Annotated in this window: 16 protein-coding genes; 7 read left to right on the top strand and 9 right to left on the bottom strand. The window is 43.0% G+C overall.

What is annotated here, in order from left to right; genetic code table 11:
* Positions 1 to 123 precede the first annotated feature (123 nt).
* Both B9T26_RS03580 and B9T26_RS03575 read right to left on the bottom strand, forming a co-directional pair.
* A complete protein-coding gene (locus B9T26_RS03580) occupies positions 124 to 996 on the bottom strand; it encodes a LysR family transcriptional regulator (RefSeq protein ID WP_086198433.1) in 873 nt (290 codons plus the stop codon).
* Between the two features lie 188 nt (positions 997 to 1,184).
* Complete coding sequence (locus B9T26_RS03575) at positions 1,185 to 1,439, bottom strand: DUF2061 domain-containing protein (protein ID WP_086198432.1); 255 nt, start codon at positions 1,437 to 1,439, stop codon at positions 1,185 to 1,187.
* A 183-nt stretch (positions 1,440 to 1,622) separates the two neighbouring features.
* Here B9T26_RS03575 and B9T26_RS03570 point away from each other — a divergent pair, with 183 nt between their 5' ends.
* The 5 genes from B9T26_RS03570 to leuB all read left to right on the top strand — a co-directional run bounded on the left by B9T26_RS03570 (position 1,623) and on the right by leuB (position 6,049).
* Positions 1,623 to 1,814: a hypothetical protein gene (locus B9T26_RS03570; protein WP_086174008.1), complete on the top strand. Its 192-nt coding sequence runs from the start codon at positions 1,623 to 1,625 to the stop codon at positions 1,812 to 1,814.
* Positions 1,815 to 2,057: 243 nt separating this feature from the next.
* Positions 2,058 to 3,491, top strand: coding sequence for a 3-isopropylmalate dehydratase large subunit (leuC, locus tag B9T26_RS03565; RefSeq protein WP_086198431.1), 1,434 nt, complete (start codon positions 2,058 to 2,060; stop codon positions 3,489 to 3,491).
* 114 nt (positions 3,492 to 3,605) lie between these two features.
* On the top strand, positions 3,606 to 4,256 hold the full coding sequence (gene leuD, locus B9T26_RS03560) for a 3-isopropylmalate dehydratase small subunit (RefSeq protein ID WP_086198430.1): 651 nt from the start codon (positions 3,606 to 3,608) through the stop codon (positions 4,254 to 4,256).
* Between the two features lie 105 nt (positions 4,257 to 4,361).
* Entirely contained in the window at positions 4,362 to 4,925 is a 564-nt protein-coding gene (locus B9T26_RS03555; RefSeq protein ID WP_086198429.1) for a hypothetical protein, read from the top strand.
* Positions 4,926 to 4,969: 44 nt separating this feature from the next.
* Entirely contained in the window at positions 4,970 to 6,049 is a 1,080-nt protein-coding gene (gene leuB / locus B9T26_RS03550) for a 3-isopropylmalate dehydrogenase (protein ID WP_086198428.1), read from the top strand.
* Positions 6,050 to 6,110: 61 nt separating this feature from the next.
* Here leuB and B9T26_RS03545 read toward each other — a convergent pair whose 3' ends face one another.
* On the bottom strand, positions 6,111 to 6,512 hold the full coding sequence (locus B9T26_RS03545; RefSeq protein ID WP_086198427.1) for a hypothetical protein: 402 nt from the start codon (positions 6,510 to 6,512) through the stop codon (positions 6,111 to 6,113).
* A 135-nt stretch (positions 6,513 to 6,647) separates the two neighbouring features.
* Positions 6,648 to 6,869, bottom strand: coding sequence for a translation initiation factor IF-1 (gene infA / locus B9T26_RS03540; protein ID WP_001284370.1), 222 nt, complete (start codon positions 6,867 to 6,869; stop codon positions 6,648 to 6,650).
* Between the two features lie 231 nt (positions 6,870 to 7,100).
* On the opposite strand from infA, the gene B9T26_RS03535 reads away from it, so the two are divergent.
* Positions 7,101 to 8,108 (top strand): AraC family transcriptional regulator, encoded by a 1,008-nt coding sequence (locus B9T26_RS03535; protein WP_086198426.1) that lies wholly within the window; start codon positions 7,101 to 7,103, stop codon positions 8,106 to 8,108.
* Positions 8,109 to 8,260: 152 nt separating this feature from the next.
* On the opposite strand, the gene truA is transcribed toward B9T26_RS03535, so the two are convergent.
* The 5 genes from truA to asd form a co-directional block, all read right to left on the bottom strand.
* Positions 8,261 to 9,058, bottom strand: a complete 798-nt coding sequence (gene truA / locus B9T26_RS03530; protein ID WP_086198425.1) for a tRNA pseudouridine(38-40) synthase TruA — start codon at positions 9,056 to 9,058, stop codon at positions 8,261 to 8,263.
* 12 nt (positions 9,059 to 9,070) lie between these two features.
* A complete protein-coding gene (locus tag B9T26_RS03525; protein WP_086198490.1) occupies positions 9,071 to 10,042 on the bottom strand; it encodes an asparaginase in 972 nt (323 codons plus the stop codon).
* 46 nt (positions 10,043 to 10,088) lie between these two features.
* On the bottom strand, positions 10,089 to 11,405 hold the full coding sequence (locus B9T26_RS03520) for a hypothetical protein (RefSeq protein ID WP_086198424.1): 1,317 nt from the start codon (positions 11,403 to 11,405) through the stop codon (positions 10,089 to 10,091).
* Positions 11,406 to 11,475: 70 nt separating this feature from the next.
* Complete coding sequence (locus tag B9T26_RS03515) at positions 11,476 to 12,912, bottom strand: FimV family protein (protein ID WP_086198423.1); 1,437 nt, start codon at positions 12,910 to 12,912, stop codon at positions 11,476 to 11,478.
* Between the two features lie 146 nt (positions 12,913 to 13,058).
* Entirely contained in the window at positions 13,059 to 14,177 is a 1,119-nt protein-coding gene (asd, locus tag B9T26_RS03510) for an aspartate-semialdehyde dehydrogenase (protein ID WP_086198422.1), read from the bottom strand.
* Positions 14,178 to 14,368: 191 nt separating this feature from the next.
* On the opposite strand from asd, the gene B9T26_RS03505 reads away from it, so the two are divergent.
* Positions 14,369 to 15,499, top strand: coding sequence for an endonuclease/exonuclease/phosphatase family protein (locus B9T26_RS03505; RefSeq protein ID WP_086198489.1), 1,131 nt, complete (start codon positions 14,369 to 14,371; stop codon positions 15,497 to 15,499).
* Positions 15,500 to 15,550 lie beyond the last annotated feature (51 nt).

Below are 15,550 nucleotides of genomic sequence, written 5' to 3'. Positions count from 1 at the left end.
TACACATTTAAAGCATTAAGTTTTAAATGCTGTATTTAAAAGTACTCGAAAGCTCGGCTACTGTGCTGAGGATTTAGGTAACAAAATGCTGCACCCCGACCGATGCAGCATTTAAAGCAAATTCTAGCTAAGATGCGAGTTTTGCATCATAGCCACCAGTTCCTGTACGGCACGTGATTGGGTGCGGCCAGGATGCCAGACCATGCCCAGTTGACGTTGCATTTGCACATTAATATCCAGCATTTGCAGGTCCTGATTCAGCAAAGTTTTTGGTAGTACCGACCATCCCAAACCAATTGAAACCAGCATGCGGATGGATTCAAGCGGATTGTTGCTCATGGTGATTTTCGGTTTAACCCCTTGCTTTTCAAACTCTGCCAGGGTGATTTGAGTGGTATAGGTTTGCGATGCTGGCAGTAAGCTCGGGTACTGGATCAGATCTTCCAGGCTCAAATGCTTTTTTTGCGCCAGCGGATGAAAAGGTGCAGCCACAAACACCAGTGGATCATTCCAGATGGTCACATAACTTAGCCTTTCATCACCTTGGGGCGGAAGGGTTAAGAAAGCCAATTCCAGATCACCGGCGAGTACCTGCTCATGTGCCTGCTCCGAATCAACAAAGTGCACATCTAAAGTCACATCCGGGAATTTTTGTACATAATTGCGCAGATGCTGAGGCAGATGATGCAAACCAATATGGTGACTGGTGCCAATTTTCAGCTTGCCTTGCACCTGTTCCTGTTCGTGACTGAGGGTATGATGAATATCGCCCAGTTCATTGAGCCAGTTTTTCACTTTCGGCAATAAAGAGTGTGCTGCATGGGTGGCCTGAACACCACGACCGGCAGACTCAAACAGTTTCACGCCAAAATATTCTTCCAGGCTATGAATTCGTTTGGTCACAGCAGGTTGAGTAATAAACAATAAATCGGCGGCCATAGAAATAGAGCCTGTTTCCATGACTTTAATGAACGCTTCAAAGGCAGCAAGATTCATAAGGATAATCTGGTTATGAAATATTAAAATAATTATAAAATATTTTTATACTAAAAAGGGTGTTTAATCTGAAAAAAAGACAGTGAAAAATGTATGCAGATGTGAATTTAAAGAGTAAAAATAAAAAAATCACTCCATATTAGTAGAGTGATCTTTATAAAGCAGAAGTGGCAACCCATGATCTTTTGTTATTGCTGATTCAGCATTTCCATATGGTTGCTATTTTGTCTTTTAGCCGGTTTTGCTTCCCAGATTTTTTCGTGAAAGAAGAAGGCAATCGCCTGAATGGTCGGTTCAAGCAAGCTCAGCGTAACTGCCATCCAGATATTTCCTGTCACGAAATAACCGACCAACATGGCAATGGTGATGTGCATAATGTAATAGCTAAAGGTTTTTTTAAACATACGCTGGTTGTTATCAACAAATTTTTGAATATGAGCCATGGGTTGTTCCTCAATCTTTGCCTCGGGATATAGCTAAATGATAATCAGTCTTATTTAATTTGTAAAAACGAATATTTTTTAATTTTTAATCGGTTTTATTGATAATTAACTGATCAAACTTAACAATCAATAAACAACAGGGCAACGGTATCGGACAGTGATACTTTTTAGAGGATGAAAGGAATGGATATAAAACACATCAAATACCTCCTTGATATTTTTGAGGGAGCGGTGGAAAAGCGAAGTCAGGTTTATGAGATTGCCGATGATGAAGATGACGAAAATCAGGCTGCGGCGCAGTGCGGTGCAGCGAAAGCAGAACTCATCCGCGCGATTGAACAGCTGATCGAAACCAAAGACAGTTCGTCGCACTAAATTCAATCATTCATTTCTTGAGCGATAAAGAACCCGGGATTAGTTGAGTTTTAACATCAGGAGATTGCGACTTGGTTTAAAAACTGAGAGATGAAATTTTGCCAAAATTCAGGGTTTTAATCGGGTTAATATTAATTCCAAAAAGTTTTTAAACTAATAAAAATGATAAATTAGATTTATGTGAATACGTGGTTATAATCGAAGTTAATGAAAGCATTACCCAGTTCTATGGAGCGCGTCGACATGGCAGGCAATACCCAAAAAGCAAAGACTTTGTATGATAAATTGTGGGATGACCATTTAGTAAAACAACGCGATGATGGCTCAGCCTTACTTTATATCGACCGTCATTTATTGCATGAAGTAACTTCACCACAAGCTTTTGAGGGTTTGCAGCTTGCAGGTCGTAAACCTTGGCGTTTAAGTGCCAATGTAGCCACACCAGACCATAACGTACCCACCTCAAAAACTGAGCGTGAACAGGGTATTGCCGGTATTGAAGATGAAACTTCGCGTATCCAGGTGCAAACCTTGGATGACAACTGTAAAACTTTCGATATTGTTGAATTTGATATCAATGATATTCGCCAAGGAATTGCACACGTGGTAGGGCCTGAACAGGGTTTAACCTTGCCGGGCATGACTGTAGTGTGTGGTGACTCGCATACCGCAACTCATGGTGCATTTGGCTGTTTGGCGCACGGGATTGGGACTTCAGAAGTTGAACATGTATTGGCTACCCAGTGCCTGGTTCAAAAGAAAATGAAGAACATGTTGGTGCGTGTGGATGGTAAATTAGGTCAAGGCGTGACTTCAAAAGATGTCGTGTTAGCAATCATTGGCAAAATTGGTACTGCGGGCGGTACAGGTCACGCGATTGAATTCGGTGGTCAGGTATTCCGTGACATGTCAATCGAAGGCCGTATGACCGTATGTAACATGGCGATTGAAGCCGGTGCACGTGTCGGTATGGTCGCTGTGGATGACAAAACCATTGAATACGTGAAAGGCCGTAACTACGCACCGAAAGGTCAAGATTGGGATAAAGCGGTTGAGTACTGGAATACCTTACATTCTGATGAAGGCGCACACTTTGACACCGTAGTAGTGTTGCAAGGTGAAGAGATTGAACCGCAAGTGTCTTGGGGAACTTCTCCTGAAATGGTGATTCCGGTGTCCCAAGCGGTGCCGACTTTGGAACAGGCCAAAGATGACGTGCAACGCAATGACTGGACCCGTGCTTATCAATACATGGGTTTAAATGCCGGTCAGGCATTGGCGGACATTCAATTGGACCGCGTATTTATCGGTTCGTGTACTAACTCGCGTATTGAAGATATTCGTGCCGCAGCTGAAGTGATTAAAGGCCGCAAAGTGGCTGCTTCAATTAAACAGGCCATGGTGGTTCCGGGTTCTGGTTTGGTGAAACAGCAGGCTGAAGCTGAAGGCTTGGATAAAGTCTTTTTAGAAGCTGGTTTTGAATGGCGTGAACCGGGCTGCTCAATGTGCTTGGCCATGAATGCTGACAAATTGCAACCGGGCGAGCACTGTGCATCTACTTCTAACCGTAACTTCGAAGGTCGTCAGGGCAATGGCGGTCGTACTCACTTGGTGAGTCCAGCCATGGCAGCAGCTGCGGCCATTGCCGGTCATTTCGTTGATGTTCGTTCATTCTAAGTTTAAGCCCTCATCCCGACCTTCTCCCTGAGCCATGAATGGCGCAAGAGAAGGAGTTCCCTCTCATTTTAGGAGAGGGTTAGGGAGAGGTTACGGATTCATTGGGAAATAAACATGAAAAAATATACCGTTGAACAAGGTATCGTTGCACCATTAGACCGTGCCAATGTCGATACAGATTTAATTATTCCAAAACAGTTTTTGAAATCGATCAAACGTACCGGTTTTGGTGACAACTTATTTGATGAATTGCGTTATTTGGATGAAGGCTATCCGGGTCAGGACAATTCAGTTCGTCCGAAAAACCCTGAATTCGTTTTGAACCAGCCGCGTTACCAGGGTGCAACTGTATTGATTTCACGTGCCAACTTTGGTTGTGGTTCAAGCCGTGAGCATGCGCCATGGGCGTTGAACGAATATGGTTTCCGTACTGTCATCGCACCAAGCTATGCCGACATTTTCTTTAACAACAGCTTTAAAAACGGCATGTTGCCGGTGATTTTGTCTGAAGAAATCGTGGATCAGTTATTTAAAGAATGTGCTGCGACAGAAGGCTATCAGTTAACCATCGACTTGGAAGCACAAGAAGTACGTACGCCAGCGGGTGAAGCCTTCAAGTTTGAAGTCGATCCGTTCCGTAAGCACTGTTTGTTGAATGGTTTGGATGATATTGGCTTAACCTTACAAGCTGCAGATGATATTCGTGCCTATGAAGAAAAAACCAAGCAATCACGTCCTTGGGTATTTCAGGAAATTCGTGGTTAATTACTTGAATTTTCAGCGCTAGTAGTATCGGAGCTTAACTCTTGCTAATATCGAATCCATAAAAATATTTAGTTGGCTTTAATTGGTGAGGGTTGGGCTCGAATAATGACAAAAGTTTACGGTCAGCTTGCTGTACTTGGTCTTATGGTCGCATCCTTAAGTGCATGCCAAAGCATTGATACAGTACGCATTAAACATATAAAAGAAACTGAAAGCACAAAAACAAATGCCTTAATCTACTGTGCTGGTACTGCAAACTGTGAATTTGAACGTTTAGATAAAATTCAAATTATTGATGCAGCACAGCGTCGCGTGAATAGCGCGGCAGTTGAATCGGGTATTTTACGTTTACAGGCGAACTCTTTAAATCAGCCGAATGCGTTATATCTTTCAGTCCCTCCGGGGCAACATGAACTGGTGATCCGCTTTTATCCGATTTCCAAAGATCGGGCAGAAACCCTTCATGTTTTTCATCAGTTTAAGCCGAAACACCATTACATTTTTAAAATGTATCGTGATCGCAACAAACAGCAGGGCAGCTTGCTGAATGTATCTGCACCTGAACCCTTGTGTGTCGATCTCATACAAGAACACAAGACAATCCGACGTTTCTGCAGACCCTATAATGCCTTAACCGGTCTGGGCGAATTTGTAGAAAAGAAAATTTAAAATCCCGTCGATTTAATCCATCGACTTCATAAATGGAAACACTCATGTCAAAACATATTTTGATTTTACCAGGTGATGGTATTGGTCCTGAAATCGTAAAAGCAGCTGAACAAGTGCTTACACGAGTAAATGAAAAATTCAATCTGGGTTTGACTTGGGAACAGGGTTTATTGGGTGGTGCTGCGATTGATGCACATGGCGAACCCTACCCTGCAGTGACAGCAGAACAGGCAAAAGGCGCAGATGCGATCTTGTTAGGTGCTGTCGGTGGTCCAAAATGGGATAGCATTGAACGCTCAATTCGTCCTGAACGTGGCTTATTGAAAATCCGTTCTGAATTGAATTTATTTGCCAACTTGCGTCCTGCAATTCTTTACCCGCAACTTGCCGGTGCTTCAAGCTTGAAACCTGAAATTGTATCAGGCCTCGATATCCTGATTGTGCGTGAACTCACTGGGGGTATCTACTTCGGTCAACCACGTGGTATCCGTGAGCTGGAAAATGGCGAGAAACAAGGTTTCAATACTGACGTTTATAAAGAGTCTGAAATTAAACGCATTGCCAAAGTTGCCTTTGAAATGGCCAACCTTCGCGGTGGTAAGGTATGTTCAGTCGATAAAGCCAACGTCCTTGAAGTGACCGAGCTTTGGAAGCAAACAGTGACTGCATTGAAAGAAGAGCAGTATCCAGAAATCAACTTGTCGCATATGTATGTAGATAACGCAGCAATGCAGCTGGTACGTGCGCCTAAGCAGTTTGACGTGATCGTGACAGGTAACCTGTTTGGTGACATCCTGTCTGATGAAGCAGCGATGCTGACAGGTTCTATCGGCATGTTGCCATCCGCATCACTGGATGAAAACGGTAAAGGCATGTATGAGCCATGCCATGGTTCAGCCCCTGACATCGCAGGTCAAAACATTGCCAATCCATTAGCCACCATTCTTTCAGTTGCCATGATGCTTCGTTATACCTTCCGTGAAGAAGCAGCAGCGAAAGCCATTGAAGATGCAGTAGGCAATGTATTGGATCAAGGTTTACGTACTGGCGACATCATGTCTGAAGGTAATACACAAGTGGGTACCGTGGAAATGGGTCAAGCAGTGGTTGCTGCTTTGAACTAAGTTCACCAAACACCAAAAACGCAGCCATGAGCTGCGTTTTTTTATTGCTTTTCAGAGCGTTTTAACAGGTACGGCCGGTGTAATACAACGATTTGGCAATGTTGTGTTCCAAACGATAGATAATTTTACATTGCAAGTTCACATCATAACTTTGCGCTCTAGGCGGGATTTGTATGGGAACACTACCAGAATCAACGTCAGCAGGATTTTGAGCCATAGGCATTGGAATGGTAATAGGATGAATAACCGTATAAGTGAGTGTCTGATCATCTACGGTAGGCGATAGGACTTGCTGGTAACCGATACTGCTCAAATTGAGCTTGGTTTGAATAGTTTGGCTGGACTGCCCGATAAATTGTTGTAAATAGGCATCACGTTGTTGTGCACTGGTTCTTGCTGAGGTTGTGCATCCATACAGCAGGCACAATACCGTCATTAGACCGAGAGAGTGAAGAAATGACATTGCCTTTTCTCCATAAGATAAAACTTTATTTTATACGGAGAAAATTTACATGAACGTTGTCATTTGATAAACGGTCAGTGAATAAAGCTGAATAAAAAAGCCACTATAAAAAGTGGCTTTTGCTTACGCTAAAACTTAGCGTGCACGATAAGTAATACGACCCTTCGTCAAATCGTAAGGAGTCATTTCTACTTTAACACTGTCGCCAGTTAAAATACGAATATAGTGTTTACGCATTTTACCAGAGATGTGGGCAATCACTTCGTGACCGTTCTCTAAACGTACACGGAACATAGTATTAGGAAGCGTCTCGGTGACAACGCCTTCGAACTCGATGAGTTCCTCTTTATTGGCCATAGCCTACCTGAATGAATAAATTGGAAAGGCGCAAATTATAGTCAATTTTTTTGCATAAAACAAGGCGCAATGCGGCTTTGCTCGTTCATCTGTCAGTTAAATAAGCGAACCCGCCGTATAAATATTTTCTGTAAAAAAGCGCATTGTCATGTTGTCAGTTTGGTCAATCGCAGTTAATCTAAAATCAATCTTTTTAAGTATAAATGAAGAACATACAAGGAAGGTCTTTGCGTGGGTCAGCTAACTGATGCATCAGTTGTTTTACGATTGGGTTATCAAGCCATTCGTCGTGCAGGTTTGCCAACTGAAGAAATTTTAATGAAAGCTGGTGTGGCCTTAAATCAGGTTGAAACCAATGATCGTACCCCGCTCAGTGCTCAATATGCGTTTTGGGTGGCTGCTGAAGAGGTTAGTAAGGATCCAGATATTGGTTTGCATTTGGGTGAACACCTGCCTTTATACCGTGGTCAGGTCATTGAGCACCTCTTCATTTCCAGTGAAAACTTTGGTGAAGGGCTGAAGCGTGCTTTGGCCTATCAGCGCCTGATTAGTGATGCCTTTCATGCCACACTGGTGATTGAAGATGATCGCTGCTATTTAACCAATGGTGAGCAGCCTTGGGGCGAAAATATCGTCAACCGGCATTTTTCCGAATGTGCATTATCCGGCGTATTGCGTTTTTTCAAATTTATTACCGAAGGTCGTTTTCAGCCGATCTATATCGATTTTAACTTCAGTCAGGGCGCGCCCGATGATGAGTATTTCCGAGTCTATGAATGTCCGGTTAGCTTAGGGCAAAAAGAAACCCGTTTATATTTCGATCCCGCAATTTTAGATTACCAGTTATGGCAAGCAGAACCGGAGCTGTTGCAGTTGCATGAGCAATTGGCGATTGAAAAGCTGCAAGAGCTGGCGCGTTATGATCTGGTTGGGGAAGTGCGCCGTGCGATTGGCTCGACGTTAGAAAGTGGCGAAACCACTTTGGAAACCGTAGCAACCCATTTAAATATTACTCCACGCCGTTTACGTACCCAGCTGAGTGAAGCCAATACCAGTTTTCAGCAAATTCTGTCTGATTATCGCTGTCGTTTGGCGAAGAAATTATTGGCCAATACAGCGGAAAGTGTAGAGCGAATTGTCTATCTCACCGGATTTTCCGAGCCGAGTACTTTTTACCGTGCTTTTAAGCGCTGGACCAATGAAACGCCTGTGGAATATCGGAAACGCAAGCAGCGTTAAGTTCTTTGATTAAAAAATCCCCCTAAATCCCCCTTTTTCAAAGGGGGACTTTTCTAAACGCATTTTTAACGCGAGGAATTTCCCCTCCTGTTAGGAGGGGTTAGGGGAGGTAGTTATTTTTAAATGAACAGTTCAAATTTAGAAAATACTTTTTATTCCGGCATATTTAACCAGTGCGGCCCCAAAGGCTGTTTCGGAAGATCGAACTGTTCTGGATAATCCGCATGGATAAAATACAAGCCATCTGGCGGTGCGGTGATTCCTGCGGCTTTACGGTCTTCAGCGGCAAAAATTTCGTCAATATGGTCAATTTCATACATGCCCTGACCAATTTCCAGTAAACAGCCCATGATGTTGCGTACCATATGGTGCAAGAAGCCATCAGCCTGAATATCCAGAACCAGATAGCAGCCATGTTGAATTAAACGGCAATGTCTGACATGACGAACCGGCTGATTGGACTGGCAGGCTGCGGCACGGAAACTTTCAAAATTATGCGTGCCTTCAAATTTTTTCGCAGCCTCAATCATCTTGTCTGAATCAAGCGGATAATATACATGGGTAACTTGTTTATAAAGTAATGCTGGACGCACTGGATTGTTATACACCACGTAACGATAACGTCGTGCTTGTGCTTTGAAACGGGCATGGAATGCCATATCCATTTCTTTAATCCATTGTATTGAAATATCCTTAGGGAGTTGGCTGTTTGAGCCCATCAGCCAGCCATCAATACTGCGGATGGCTTGAGTATCAAAATGCGCCACCATATTGGTGGCATGCACGCCGGCATCGGTACGACCTGCGCCATGTAGCATGATCGGTTCATTTGCAACTTTGGACAGTACTTTTTCAATGGTTTCCTGTACGCTACGCACGCCAGTTTGCTGAGTTTGCCATCCTCGATACTCAACCCCAGAAAACTCAATACCGACCGCAAAACGTTGCATATTTACCTCAAATTACACGTGATCATGCCAATGAGCCTGCCATTGGTCTACAGCATCGTATTGTAAATACATTTTCAGTGCTTTTGCATAAAGATCTGCATGCCCCAAACAATCATTCAGAAGAATATTGGCTTGCCCAGTCCATTGGTTGATGGCATAACGTTGATCGATACCACCGAAAGGCACTTGAGTGGTTAAAATGACGGCACAACCTGCTGCCTGTAATTGTTGAATGCAGGCAATGAAGGATTCATTTACCGCCAGATTTCCTGTACCAAAACCTTGCAGGATCAGGCAATTTGGTGGGGCTTGGCAAATGTTTTGCAGATTGGCCACTTGCTGAGCCAAATCAAGCGGCTGCATCATCAGGCTTAAACAGTTAAATGTCGCTGCCTTGCTGATATCATTCTCCTGCACAATATGATATTGGCTGGATAGAGTGATTGGCTGTGCCGCATTGACCCCGCTAAAGGCATCCAGTTCTGTGGTGTGGATTTTTAATGCAGTTTGGGCATGAACCAAATGATGATGAAAAGCTAAATACACCCCAACAGGATATTTAACCACGCAGTCTAAGGCGAAGTTTAAATTATCAATGGCATCGGTAAATTCACGGCTATTGTCGCCGGCAGCATTTAATAGCGGATACTGGCTTCCAGTCATGACCACATGCGCGGATTGACCCAGAAAGCGTGACAGCACGGCACCGGCATAACTGAGGGTATCAGTCCCATGAATAATCACAAAATGCTGAAATTGCTGTAGCTGAAGCCGTTGAATATACTGAATCAGTTTCAGCCAATCTAGGGCTGTACAGGCACTACTGTCTTGAATGACCGGTGCAACAAAACATTCGATCTGCTGATCTAGAGGAAGAATATGTTGCAGTTTTGGAATAAATTGCTCGGCCGGCATGGGACTGAGTGGATCACCAATACAGCCAAATGTACCGCCCATATAGATTAACGCTATTTTTTTCATCATAAAAAAAGCAGCCAAGGATGACTGCTTTATAGTAGATCGAAATAGCTTAAGATGCTATTTGATTACGCAAATGATCTGCCTGTTGGCGTTGTTCAGCCGTATATCCGGCTTCTTGCTCTGCCAATAATTCACGTGCCGATTCAAATGCACCCAGTTGAATATATTGCTGTGCCAGTTCTAGATTCAGGCTGATTTCATCGACTTCAACCAGTTCGGGGAAAGATTGCACCAATGGATCATTTTTGTCAGCTTTTGCTGCAGCGCTGACATTGCTAATATCGAAACTTACCCCAGCAGCTTTCGCTGGCGCTGCTGATACAGCTGGCTCTTCAATCGGGGTAGCAGCTTCTAAATTAAAGTCCAGATCTAAGCCAGGCTTAGTTTCTTGCTGCGCAATTTTGGCTTCAGGGGCTGTAACAGTTTCTGTTTGCGAGAAATCAAAATTAAATTCAGGTTTATCTTCAAGCGTAGGTTCAGCATTTACGGTTGCATTAGCTGTAGGGGGAGATTGTTCAGCTGCTGCAGTGTCTAAACTAAACGAGAAATCTAAAGGTTGAATGACCTGAACCGGAGCGGTTTCTACTTTTGTTTCTTCAGTCGTGATTGTATTGAAATTTAAATGACCAAAATCTAAAGGTTTAACTTCTTCCGCTGCTGGAGTTTTGGTTTCTGCCGTTGAATCCAGAGATAGAGTGCTGAAATCAAGAGGGGTTATTTCTTCAACAGTTTCTGTTTGAGGAGAAAGCTTGTCTTGTGGTAATTGATCAAAAGACAGGTCAGTTGCTGTTGCTGCTGGCGCAACAGCATCATTCATCAAGGCATCAAAATCTGCGGTATTTTTAGGTGTAGCAACTTCGTTATTTGGAGTTGTTGCCACTGTTGATTCTGGTCGAAAATCAATGGTATCTCTAGAGCTTACAGACTCTTTTTCATGGGCTGCTTTTTTTGCAAGTGCTTGTTCTAGAAAATCATCCAGTTCTAATGAACGCAGGTGATTAATCAGCTGGCTAATTGCAAATTCGTCTTTCTGCAAGATGTGAATATCAAGCAACAGTAAATATAACTCATGCTGTGAATTGTCTTTGTTTAAAGCCTGGTTAATTTGTGCTTCAGCAGAGAAAAAATTGTTTTCTCGAATTAGCCCTTCAATTTTATTGCGTACATCAGCAGCTAAAGGAGTGGTTTTTTTCTTGGTAACAACCGAGTTTTCCACAATTTGAGTTTTTTGCGGTGACTTTTTGGTTGAAGTGACTTTTTTAGTTTTCGCTTTTGACGCTTCTTCTGCCTGTTTATTTGAGTCACGTTTTTTTAATACAAATGCGATCACTAATAACAATATAAACGGAATCACATAAAGCAGCATGTTGTTACCCCTTGCAGGATTGAGTCGTTATCAATGGAACCCATCCTAAAAAATCAAATTGTATAACACCTTAGTGTGTTGGCTTTTTCTCTGCTTGCTGTGCTTTCAATTGTTGTTGCAATTGAGCAAGACGAGTATTTAATAATTGAATTCTGTGATCCTTTTGACGCAGTGCCAAATCTAATTGTGTTACGTTTCTCTGTAATTTAACGGTTTTTTCACGCGATGTCATAACTTTTAATGATAACTCGTTTGAAGTTTGATTTTTTTCCGTGTTCTTTTTGGCAGAACCGCTGGCTGAATCTTGTTCTTTCTCTGCAACCAGACTCATTTCTGCCTGATTCAAGCGATATTTGGCCTTGGCCGACTGCTTAGAAGGGTGGGATGGTGCTTTGGCTAAATGAGTAACTTTGGCTTTTTGCTCTTCTTTAGCGTTGCCTGTGGTATTTAAATTCAAAGCCGCCCCACGGCGTAAACGGTTCACATCGCCTTGAATAAAGGCATGTTCGTTGTTGGCCTTGATTTGTTTCATCACATCGCCAATCGGACGATTTTGCTCAGTCGCCACGCGTGCTGCAATCGCCCAGAGCGATTCATTGGATTGCACTACATGCTTTGTGGTTTGTGCGGTAACAGCAGGATGAGAGGATGGAGTAGGCACTGTTGCAGCTGGTTTAGGTTTTTCAGCAGTTTGCTGAGCCGGTTTTTCTGCACTTGTATTTGCAGCAAGCTGTTTAGAGCGAGATTCGGCATATTGTTTCGCTAATGGATCTGCAGACAATGGGCTGTTACTGGTACTTTTGATCGGATTTTTTGTGCTGGCAGATTCGGGAGTTGCCGTTTTTTGTGCAGCTGCTGCAGCTTGATTAGGTTGTACAGTTTGAGCTGCAGGCATGGACATAGATGAAACGACTGTCGGTACAGATAGGCCAGTATTTAAGCTTGGCGGAGCTGACTTTTGAAGCTTTAATGGTGCGTCAAAAGATGCAGCAGTACTGGTCTGGGCTTGAGCAACCTGATATTGCCTGCTTTCAGGCAGCTGTAAAGCAATATCTTTTTCACTGACAATGGTGATTGGGGTTAAAGGTTTTTCATTGCCGGTAATTCGTGCCTGAGCATTTGCCGAGCTACGTTGCAGTGGTGTTTTAATATGCTGTAAACGTGTCGCGTTGCCTTCCTGAATTTTAATAATAATATTGAGTTCGGCTTCAGTTAAAGGGCGTGAAGAGGTAATGGTAATGACGCCATTCCCCGAGCTATCGCGACGGGTAAAGAAATTGAGATGACCGGGAGGTTGATAGGCAACCCCTAAAGTTGCAATATCTTCTGCATTTGCCAGGCTGGCTTGTATTTGTGCCTGAGGAGCAGCATTGCGAAAATTCATTTCGGCATACAGTAATTCACCTGGCGCAGATTGAATTTGAATAGGATCAATAGTAATCGCATGAATATTCTGCGAAGCAATAATGGCTAAAATGGCTATCTTTAATTTGTTATATACGGTCATCTTAATCTTTAGCTCGATTTTTTTATGGCATTGCGACGGTTATAGATTAACTAGCTGTTGAAGAATTGTAAAACAATAACATAAAGGATACATAAAAAAAGCCAATCAATTGAGACCGGCTTTTCTTTTTTTCTTGCATCTAGCAATTAAGCATTTTTGTAATCAATCAAAATACGTAACATACGGCGTAATGGTTCCGCAGCACCCCAAAGCAACTGGTCACCTACAGTGAACGCGCCAAGGTACTCTTTACCCATGTTCAGTTTACGCAAACGGCCCACTGGAACAGACAATGTACCGGTTACTGCCACTGGAGTAAGGTCAGTCATTGACGCTTCGCGGGTATTGGCAACCACTTTAGCCCATGGGTTAGATTGACGAATAATATCTTCGATCTCATCAAGAGGAAGATCTTTTTTCAATTTCAGGGTAATCGCTTGAGAATGGCAACGCATTGCACCAATACGAACACAGTGACCATCAATAGGCACAATCTGTTGATTGCCTAAGATCTTGTTGGTTTCAACCTGGCCTTTCCATTCTTCTTTCGACTGACCGCTTTCAAGCTGCTTGTCGATATATGGAATTAAAGAACCAGCTAAAGGCACACCGAAGTTTGCAGCAGGGAAACCTTCACCGCGTTGTAGCGCTGCAATTTTAGAGTCGATGTCTAAAATCGGTGATTTAGGATCGTCTAACAAATCTTTAGTGTTGTTATACAAGTAGCCCATACCATTGATGAGTTCACGCATGTTTTGCGCGCCCGCACCAGAAGCTGCCTGATAAGTCATTGAAGTTGCCCATTCCACCAAGTTGTTTTGGAACAGACCGCCTAAGCCCATCAGCATCAATGAAACTGTGCAGTTACCACCAACGAATGTTTTAGTACCATTCACCAAACCATCTTTGATGACATTCATGTTCACCGGATCAAGCACGATAATCGCTTCATCATCCATACGTAAGGTAGATGCTGCATCAATCCAGTAACCATTCCAGTTTTCCGCTTTTAATTTCGGGAAAACTTCAGAAGTATAATCACCACCTTGACAGGTAATAATGACATCCATTTGCTTCAGACTGTTAATGTCTGATGCATCCATAAGTGCTGGGGCAGTCTTACCACCAAACGCAGGTGCTTCACCACCTGCATTACTGGTAGAAAAATAGAATGGCTCAAAATGAGCAAAATCATTCTCTTCAACCATACGTTGCATAAGGACAGAACCAACCATCCCGCGCCAACCGACCAGACCTACTTTCATGTCACTTTGCCTCGGTGCGTTAAAAAATAAAAGGGGGTTTGAGTGTATCAAAAGCGACCGCAACTGCAAGTACTACACAATCAAAACATCAATATTATTGAGCGGAATATCTTGTTTGTGTTACATACAAAATTGATAAAGTGATTTAAGACCTCGGGAACATTAAGAAAAATTGATAAGAGTGCATGCGTATGGTTTGGGTGGAAATAATTGCATTTGTTGTCATATGGCTGACATTCTGGTCACTGATTCCACGAGATGAATGGTGGATTCGGGGTGCCGATTTTCCACGACTGCAAATTCTGGTTTTAGGGTTCATTGCTTTTATTCTATTGTTGGTCTGGGATCGACCCTGGAATCTGCAGCGGGAAATGATTGTTATTGCCTTGATTGCGGCACTGGCGTACCAGCTGAAAATGGTGCTGCCTTATACCTTTCTCTGGAAAAAGCAGGTCAAACATGTTCGTAAGCATCAGCTGAATCCAGATAAGCAAATTTCTGTGATTATTTCCAATGTATTGGCTCCTAATAACAAATACCATTTATTGATTGAGCAAATTCAAAAGCATCAACCCGATCTGGTGCTGACCTTAGAATCGGATCGAATCTGGCAAAAAGCACTTTCCGTGATTGAAAAAAATTATCCCTATCGTGTGCCTGTCCCTTTGGATAATTTATACGGCATGCATCTCTATAGCCGTCTTGAGTTGAAAGATACCGAAGTTAAATTCATTTTAAGTGATGAAATTCCTTCTATTCATACCACAGTGATTCTACGTTCAGGCCAACCGGTACAACTCTATTGCTTGCACCCTAAACCGCCCAGCCCCACTGAAGCCAAAGATTCGACCCTGCGTGATGCAGAACTTCTCATTGTGGGTGATCAGATCAAGGATCTGGATGAAAGCTGTATTGTGATGGGGGATTTGAATGATGTGGCCTGGTCACGAACGACCCGATTGTTTCAACGGATTAGCGGTTTGCTAGACCCACGAATTGGCCGACATTTTATTAATACCTTTCATGCCGATTATCCATTATTACGCTGGTCTTTGGACCATGTATTTCATAGTAACGATTTTGCGCTGATTAGCATGAAGCGCCTGCCTCACATCGGCTCAGATCATTTTCCGGTTTATGTGGTTTTACAAAGCGGACGGGTGTTTGAACAGGTGCAAGACGAACCAGAACAGAGCGATACGGATGAACAGGAAGCACGAGAAGCCATACAAGAGGGGATAGAAAAGGCTGAGAAAGAAGAAAAATTAGTGACTGATGAAATTGCACAGGTTTACAAAAACACATTCAAGCAAGCTGAGTAAATAATAGAAAAGTGTACGAAATGGCTTACAGGGATTTAGGTCAATTGCGAA

Origin of the sequence: Acinetobacter sp. ANC 4169 (assembly GCF_002135355.1) — a bacterium.
Taxonomy (GTDB): domain Bacteria; phylum Pseudomonadota; class Gammaproteobacteria; order Pseudomonadales; family Moraxellaceae; genus Acinetobacter.
This window is presented reverse-complemented; position numbering and strand designations above follow the sequence as displayed.

Bases quoted from the DNA above. Each gene is read 5' to 3' on its own strand.
- B9T26_RS03575 (WP_086198432.1), bottom strand. From the start codon at position 1,439: ATGGCTCATATTCAAAAATTTGTTGATAACAACCAGCGTATGTTTAAA.
- leuC (WP_086198431.1), top strand. From the start codon at position 2,058: ATGGCAGGCAATACCCAAAAAGCAAAGACTTTGTATGATAAATTGTGG.
- leuD (WP_086198430.1), top strand. From the start codon at position 3,606: ATGAAAAAATATACCGTTGAACAAGGTATCGTTGCACCATTAGACCGT.
- truA (WP_086198425.1), bottom strand. From the start codon at position 9,058: ATGCAACGTTTTGCGGTCGGTATTGAGTTTTCTGGGGTTGAGTATCGA.
- leuB (WP_086198428.1), top strand. From the start codon at position 4,970: ATGTCAAAACATATTTTGATTTTACCAGGTGATGGTATTGGTCCTGAA.
- B9T26_RS03515 (WP_086198423.1), bottom strand. From the start codon at position 12,912: ATGACCGTATATAACAAATTAAAGATAGCCATTTTAGCCATTATTGCT.
- infA (WP_001284370.1), bottom strand. From the start codon at position 6,869: ATGGCCAATAAAGAGGAACTCATCGAGTTCGAAGGCGTTGTCACCGAG.
- B9T26_RS03520 (WP_086198424.1), bottom strand. From the start codon at position 11,405: ATGCTGCTTTATGTGATTCCGTTTATATTGTTATTAGTGATCGCATTT.
- B9T26_RS03580 (WP_086198433.1), bottom strand. From the start codon at position 996: ATGAATCTTGCTGCCTTTGAAGCGTTCATTAAAGTCATGGAAACAGGC.
- B9T26_RS03545 (WP_086198427.1), bottom strand. From the start codon at position 6,512: ATGTCATTTCTTCACTCTCTCGGTCTAATGACGGTATTGTGCCTGCTG.
- B9T26_RS03555 (WP_086198429.1), top strand. From the start codon at position 4,362: ATGACAAAAGTTTACGGTCAGCTTGCTGTACTTGGTCTTATGGTCGCA.
- B9T26_RS03505 (WP_086198489.1), top strand. From the start codon at position 14,369: ATGGTTTGGGTGGAAATAATTGCATTTGTTGTCATATGGCTGACATTC.
- B9T26_RS03525 (WP_086198490.1), bottom strand. From the start codon at position 10,042: ATGATGAAAAAAATAGCGTTAATCTATATGGGCGGTACATTTGGCTGT.
- asd (WP_086198422.1), bottom strand. From the start codon at position 14,177: ATGAAAGTAGGTCTGGTCGGTTGGCGCGGGATGGTTGGTTCTGTCCTT.
- B9T26_RS03570 (WP_086174008.1), top strand. From the start codon at position 1,623: ATGGATATAAAACACATCAAATACCTCCTTGATATTTTTGAGGGAGCG.